Origin of the sequence: Mesorhizobium sp. M7A.F.Ca.US.006.04.2.1 (genome assembly GCF_004022915.1) — a bacterium.
Classification (GTDB): domain Bacteria; phylum Pseudomonadota; class Alphaproteobacteria; order Rhizobiales; family Rhizobiaceae; genus Mesorhizobium; species Mesorhizobium ciceri.
Map to the genome: position 1 here is coordinate 1 of NZ_RZQA01000377.1, position 5,894 is coordinate 5,894.

General features: G+C 63.0%; 5 protein-coding genes. 1 reads left to right on the forward strand and 4 read right to left on the reverse strand.

Annotated features, from left to right (window positions below; all coding sequences use genetic code 11):
* Both EN925_RS19905 and EN925_RS19910 read right to left on the reverse strand, forming a co-directional pair.
* A partial coding sequence (locus tag EN925_RS19905; RefSeq protein ID WP_245487246.1) for a siderophore-interacting protein occupies positions 1 to 679 on the reverse strand: 679 nt, incomplete at its 3' end.
* Between the two features lie 122 nt (positions 680 to 801).
* Positions 802 to 1,686: a LysR family transcriptional regulator gene (locus EN925_RS19910; protein WP_013529929.1), complete on the reverse strand. Its 885-nt coding sequence runs from the start codon at positions 1,684 to 1,686 to the stop codon at positions 802 to 804.
* A 145-nt stretch (positions 1,687 to 1,831) separates the two neighbouring features.
* Here EN925_RS19910 and EN925_RS19915 point away from each other — a divergent pair, with 145 nt between their 5' ends.
* Entirely contained in the window at positions 1,832 to 3,367 is a 1,536-nt protein-coding gene (locus EN925_RS19915; RefSeq protein ID WP_128336835.1) for an MFS transporter, read from the forward strand.
* Positions 3,368 to 3,390: 23 nt separating this feature from the next.
* On the opposite strand, the gene EN925_RS19920 is transcribed toward EN925_RS19915, so the two are convergent.
* Positions 3,391 to 4,167: an esterase family protein gene (locus EN925_RS19920; protein ID WP_013529927.1), complete on the reverse strand. Its 777-nt coding sequence runs from the start codon at positions 4,165 to 4,167 to the stop codon at positions 3,391 to 3,393.
* A 4-nt stretch (positions 4,168 to 4,171) separates the two neighbouring features.
* A complete protein-coding gene (locus EN925_RS19925) occupies positions 4,172 to 5,338 on the reverse strand; it encodes an ATP-grasp domain-containing protein (RefSeq protein ID WP_024504514.1) in 1,167 nt (388 codons plus the stop codon).
* Positions 5,339 to 5,894 lie beyond the last annotated feature (556 nt).

A 5,894-nucleotide genomic window follows, 5' to 3' on the forward strand; every position in this document is an offset into this window, starting at 1 on the left:
GAGCGTCGCCGCCACCGGGTCCGATCATGCCGATGACATCTCCCGCCCGTGCATTTTGCGCGAAGCTGGCGGCGGGCGTCTCCTGGCCGGGGTGCAGCACGAAATCGACATCGAGCCAGCCGCTTGCGGCATCCAGCGCCCGGATCGTGTAGACCCGCACGGCAAGCGCATCGTCGCCCGAAGGCCAGACAATCAAGCCATCGGCACCCATCGACGGCCAGAGCGGCTGGCGGCCAGCCGGCGGCAGCAGCAGCCGTATGTGCAGGCCGCCATGGCTAAACCGGCCGAGATCCTTACCGGCGAAGCGCAGACGCTGCATATGCGCCGAGAACCGCGTCGACGACATCACCGTGATCTCGCGGAAGAAGACCGGCATGCCGGCGTCAATGCCGTCGCCTTGCCAATGGATGCCCCTGGTCGTGCCGAGATGTTCGGCGACATGGCCGGCAACCGTCATCTTCATGTAGGACAGGCAGGTTTCGTCGGACGCCGCGACGCGGATCAGTACGCTTTCATTATCGAGCGTGGCGCTCAACGAACCATAATAGAGGCGAAGCTCCCATTGGTCGGCGACGCCGGTGTCGATCTCGAATTCGCTGTGCTCGGCGCGCAGCCGGTCCATCACCGACCTGATCGCCGCGTCGCTGATCCGGGTTTGCGCGCTCAATTGGTCCATCATTCAAGTCCTATGCAACAGTTCGGGGCAAGCGCCGCAGCGCCCCCGCGGTCAGCGGCATGCCACAGCCGCTCAAGCGCTTCCACACAAACATGACTATCACTGTCATATTATGCGATGAACGCCTAGCGCGCCGCAAGGCGATCGGGAAGGAAATCGACGAACACGCGCACCTTCGGCGACAAATGGCGGTTGGAAGGCCACAGCATCCGGAACTGGCCACGGCCGTCGACATGACCGTCGAGAACGGTACGCAGCCTGTCTTCGTGCAGCGCCTCACGCACCAGGAAATCCGGCATGCAGGCGATGCCGAGGCCGGCGATCGTGGCGCCCTTCAATGCTTCCATGTTGTTGCAGGTCAGCATCGAGCGGATCTGCGGTTCAGCGCTTCCGGTTATGAACGGCCACTCCAGCAGCCTGCCGCTGTTGAGGAAGCGGAAGTTTATGCCGAAATGCCTGATGAGATCCGCCGGCTCGCCGGGTGTGCCATGGCGCTCGAGGTAGGAGGGCGCCGCGCACAGCAGCATGCGGAAGGGCGCAACGGGTCTCGACACGAGGCGCGAATCAGGCAGCTCGCCGCTGCGGATCGCGACATCGATGCCCTCGTCGATGACGTCGACGATCCGGTCGTTGAAATCGATATCGAGCTCGATCTCGGGATAGCGGGCCATGAACTCCGACAGCACCGGCAGCAACAGATGATAGGTGACGATCGGGGTGGATATGCGCAGCCGCCCACGCGGTGTTTCCCGTGTCCGCGACAGCATCGCCTCGGCATCGTCGATGTCGTCGAGGATGCGGCGCACCCGCTCGTTGAACAGCTTGCCCTCTTCCGTCAGGCCAATGCGCCGCGTGCTGCGCTGCAGGAGCCGCACGCCGAGTTCCTGCTCAAGCCGGGCGACACTTTTGCCGACAGCGGAAGCCGAGATGCCAAGCGCCCGTCCGGCAGCGACGAAATTGCCGAATTCGGCGGTGCGGGCAAAGGCCAGGAGCCCGTTGAGACGATCCATCGTGTCATTCCATTCGAGCGTTTCAGTCCGATATACCAGGAGATATAACACCATATTTCCTGAAATGCCGACGACCTATCTTGTCATCACGACCGGCTCCGCAATCGCGGCCCACCGGCGAGTGCTGTTTCAGATAGGAAAATCCATGACTTCCAGGACCACAACCGGCTCTGCCGAGAGATGGCTCGTGCTCTTGTCCGTGTGCCTTGCCGCGATGACGATGCCATTGACCTTCACCGGTCCGGCCGTCGCTCTGTCGCGCATCGCGGCCGATCTCAGCGGCAGTCCCATCGAGCTCAACTGGGTGACCAACGCCTTCATGCTGACCTTCGGCGCCACCCTGATGGCGTCGGGCGCCCTGGCCGACAACCACGGCCGCAAGCGCCTCTTCCTCGTCGGCCTCTCCCTCTATATCCTGGCATCACTGGGCGCGATGCTGGCGCCGGACATCATCTGGTTCGACATCTTCCGGGCCGTGCAGGGGATCGGCAGTGCGGCCGCCTTCGCTGGCGGCGCCTCGGCACTCGCCCAGGAATTCGAAGGGCCATTGCGGCTGCGCGCCTTCAGCTTCCTCGGCACCAGTTTCGGCATCGGCCTCGCCTTCGGCCCGATCGCGTCGGGCCTGCTCATCTCCGCATTCGGCTGGCGGTCGATCTTTCTTCTGGTTGTGGCACTCGCGATTGCCGCCGCCATGCTCGGCGTGCGCACCATCAGGGAATCGCGCGACCCGGATGCGACGGGCCTCGACTGGGCGGGAGCCGGCACCTTCACGATCGCGCTGGCGTCGCTGACCTATGGCGTGCTCCAGGCGCCGCAGAGCGGCTGGGCTGATCCCCTCGTCGTCACGCTTCTGGCCGCTTCTATCATCTGTTTTGTCGCCTTCGTCGTTGTCGAGCGGCAAGCACAACGGCCGATGCTCGATCTCACGCTGTTTGCCTACCCCCGCTTCGTCGGCGTCCAGTTCCTGGCTGCGGCACCCGCTTACGCCTTCGTCGTCCTGCTCGTCCTGTTGCCGATCCGTTTCATCGGCATCGAAGGGATGAACGAGATCAAGGCCGGGCAATTGATGATCTGCCTCTCAGGTCCGCTGCTGATCCTGCCGATGCTCGCCGGCCAGCTGGCGCGCTGGATCGCACCGGCCACCATCTGCGGCGTCGGCCTGCTCGTCGCTGCCGCCGGGCTTGTCTGGCTGAGCCTGACACCTCCGGTCGATAGTGCGCTGATGGCGCCGCTGATGCTGATCGGCGTCGGCATCGCTCTGCCCTGGGGATTGATGGACGGGCTTGCGGTCAGCGTCGTGCCAAGGGAGCGCGCCGGCATGGCGGTCGGCATCTTCAACACCACCCGCGTCGCCTGCGAGGGTGTGGCGCTGGCGATCGTCATGGCGACGCTTTCCGGCTTTGCCGCCGCGCAGCTCGCCGCACAAGGAATGGCATCTTCGACGGACGCAGCGGCGGCAGCCCAGTTGCTGGTGACCGGCAATCTCGGCGAAGCAGCACAACATTTGCCCCAAGCCGGAGCCATTGTTCTGGTCCAGGCCTACGAGACGGCGTTCGACAGGCTGCTGATCGTGTTGGCGGCGATCACCGTCGTCACCGCCCTTGTCGTCTTCCTTGGCCTGCGTCGCGTATCGGCTTCCGAGCGCGAAACCGCCGCCCTGCCGGCATGCCAGAAAGGGTAGCCGTCAGCGGACGGGCCTCGCTATCAATCCAGCCTGTGCATCAGGTCCTCATCCAGCCAACGGCCGAAGAAATAGACCAGTTGCTTGTGCCACCACGGCCAGTCGTGGCTGACATCGCCGCCCCAATAATCGACCCAGGCGGGAATGGATTTGTCGCGCAGGATCTGTTCCAACCTGCGCGTCTCGACCAGCATCCGCTCTTCCCACGCGCCCTGCCCGCAGCAGAAGATCAGCCTGAGCGTCTTCAGCCGGGCCAGCAGTTTGGGATCGACGATGCCGGGCAGATAGTCCAGCGGCGAGTTGTAGAAAATGTCGCCCTCGAGCGCCCTGCCGAAAAAATCGCGGGCCGAATAGACGCCCGACAGCGCGATGACGCCGCTGGCGAGTTCGGGAAAGCGGAAGACGAAGTTCGAGGAGTGATAGCCGCCCATCGAACAGCCCGAGAACAGCGGCTTCAGCTTGCGCCCGCCATTGGCCTGCTCGGCCGTGGACAGGAAGTCCGGCAGCGCTTCCTCGCGCACATAGCGGAAATAGGCCTCGTGGCGGGCAATGCGATGAGCCGCGTCGGCATGCTTGTCGAAGAAGGATTCCGAATCGACGCCGTCGACCGTGAACAGCTGGATGCGGCCGGTGTCGATGAATTCGGCCAGTGCGCCCACCCCGCCGGAATCCTCGAACTGGTAGAACCGGCCCTGCGAGGTCGGAAACACCACCACCGGCCGGCCGGCATGGCCGTAGCGCTTGTATTCCATGTCGCGGCCGAGTTGGCTCGAGAAATTCTTGTGATAGGAAATGTCCATCGCCTCACGCCTTTTCCGCGTGGATGTACGCGACCGCTTCGCGCAGCGCTGCTTCGTCTTTCGAGCGCATCTGGTAGGCGTAATTTCCCATGGCGCGGCTGAAAACCTCTTCGATGGCCTGATGGTGGACGATCTTGTCGCGGTGCGCGGCTAGCACGTCCTCATGGCTGTGCAAATAGTGGAGGCGTCGCTTGCGGCTGGCATAGGCGGTGAAATATTTGCCCTCGTAAGGGCCGCCGGCGGCATCCCTGACCACCATGTCGGCCCACGCCGCATAGACATCGATGTCGAACGTATAGTTGATCGCATCGGTCATCCACGCGCCGGGCGGGCGCATGTTGACCTCCAGCGCGATGACACGGTCGTCCTTGGTCTCGAACAGCTCGATGTGGAAGAAGCGTTCCCGCACGTCGAATGCTTTCAGGATCTTTCGACCGGCCTCCTCGACCGCCGGGTTGATCCTGGGAAAGCAGGTATAGCTCATGTGGCGGTCCTTGTTGACCACCTCCATGACGCTCTGGTCGTAGCGGTGGCTGGCCGCCAGCACCACCTCGCCGTCGCGGTTGACCAGCCCGTCATAGGTCACCACCAGCCCCTCGATGAACTGCTCCATGACGAAGGTCACGTCCTCGGGCTTGTCCCGGAAGAACTGGTCGAGCTCCTTGGCGTTGGAGATCTTGAAGGTGTTCGATGCGCCGGAACCGCTGTCGGGCTTGACCACCACCGGATAGCCAACGCGCCGGATGAAGGTCATGGCCCCGGCGCGGTCGGAACATTTGCGCTGCGCGATGGTGTCGACGCCGCTCTTGCGGAAGAAGGCACGCATGCGGCTCTTGCGCTTCAGGTTCTTCACGAAATCGAGCTTGGTGCCGTAGATGTTGAAATCGGTGCGGATGTTGGCTTCCAGCTCCAGCCAGTGTTCGTTGAGCGATTCAAAGCGGTCGATGCGGCCCCACTTGTGGATGAAATGCCCCATTGCCCGGAACACCGGATCATAGTCCTCCATGTCGGCGACACGGTAGTACTCGCTGAGCGCCGCCTTCAGCTTGGCGTCGAGCGCGTCATAGGGCGCGTCGCCGATACCGAGCACCCTGGCCCCGGCCTTCTTCAAACGGTCGCAGAAATCCGCGCCATTGGCGGGAAAATGCGGCGAGAAGAACACGAAATTCATGGACGACCCCTCCCGGTGACTGGACATCGCAACCCGTCGCCCAAGTCTGGCCCATTTGCCGCGCCTGGGGAAGAGCACGCGCGTCGGGGTGCCGCCCGTCTCAACCAGCCGGCAGACAAATCGGACAACTCATCTGCTGCCTAATCCGGACGACTGCTTACGACACGGCCTGCCGAACTCAGCTGAACAAAGGCCTGGCGGCGACAGTCAGTTCGGCGGTGTTGGCAGCTTTTGTGCCGAAAGTTTTTTAATGATAGGAATTTTTTCTTGACTCCCTGCCCTCAGCTAAGGTACATTTTCATCCATGGTGCTGATTTGCGCCAGTGACCCGCCGAACAGGCGGGTTTTTCGTTTGACGCTTCGTCGGCCAACGCGCCGGCAAAGGCTCCGAAGCCCGTTAACCCGGATTCGTTGTCCTGCACGGCCTGCGGCCCGCTTCATCCCCAGCCTCCATTCGCTGGCGATAAAACCGGACAACTCACGTGCTAATCCGGACAACTCATGTGCTTACGACACGGCCCGCGGCCCACTTGCCTCCCACAAGCCGCTCCTGTAA

Coding starts and splice junctions, on each gene's coding strand:
- EN925_RS19915 (WP_128336835.1), top strand. CDS start 1,832: ATGACTTCCAGGACCACAACCGGCTCTGCCGAGAGATGGCTCGTGCTC.
- EN925_RS19920 (WP_013529927.1), bottom strand. CDS start 4,167: ATGGACATTTCCTATCACAAGAATTTCTCGAGCCAACTCGGCCGCGAC.
- EN925_RS19925 (WP_024504514.1), bottom strand. CDS start 5,338: ATGAATTTCGTGTTCTTCTCGCCGCATTTTCCCGCCAATGGCGCGGAT.
- EN925_RS19910 (WP_013529929.1), bottom strand. CDS start 1,686: ATGGATCGTCTCAACGGGCTCCTGGCCTTTGCCCGCACCGCCGAATTC.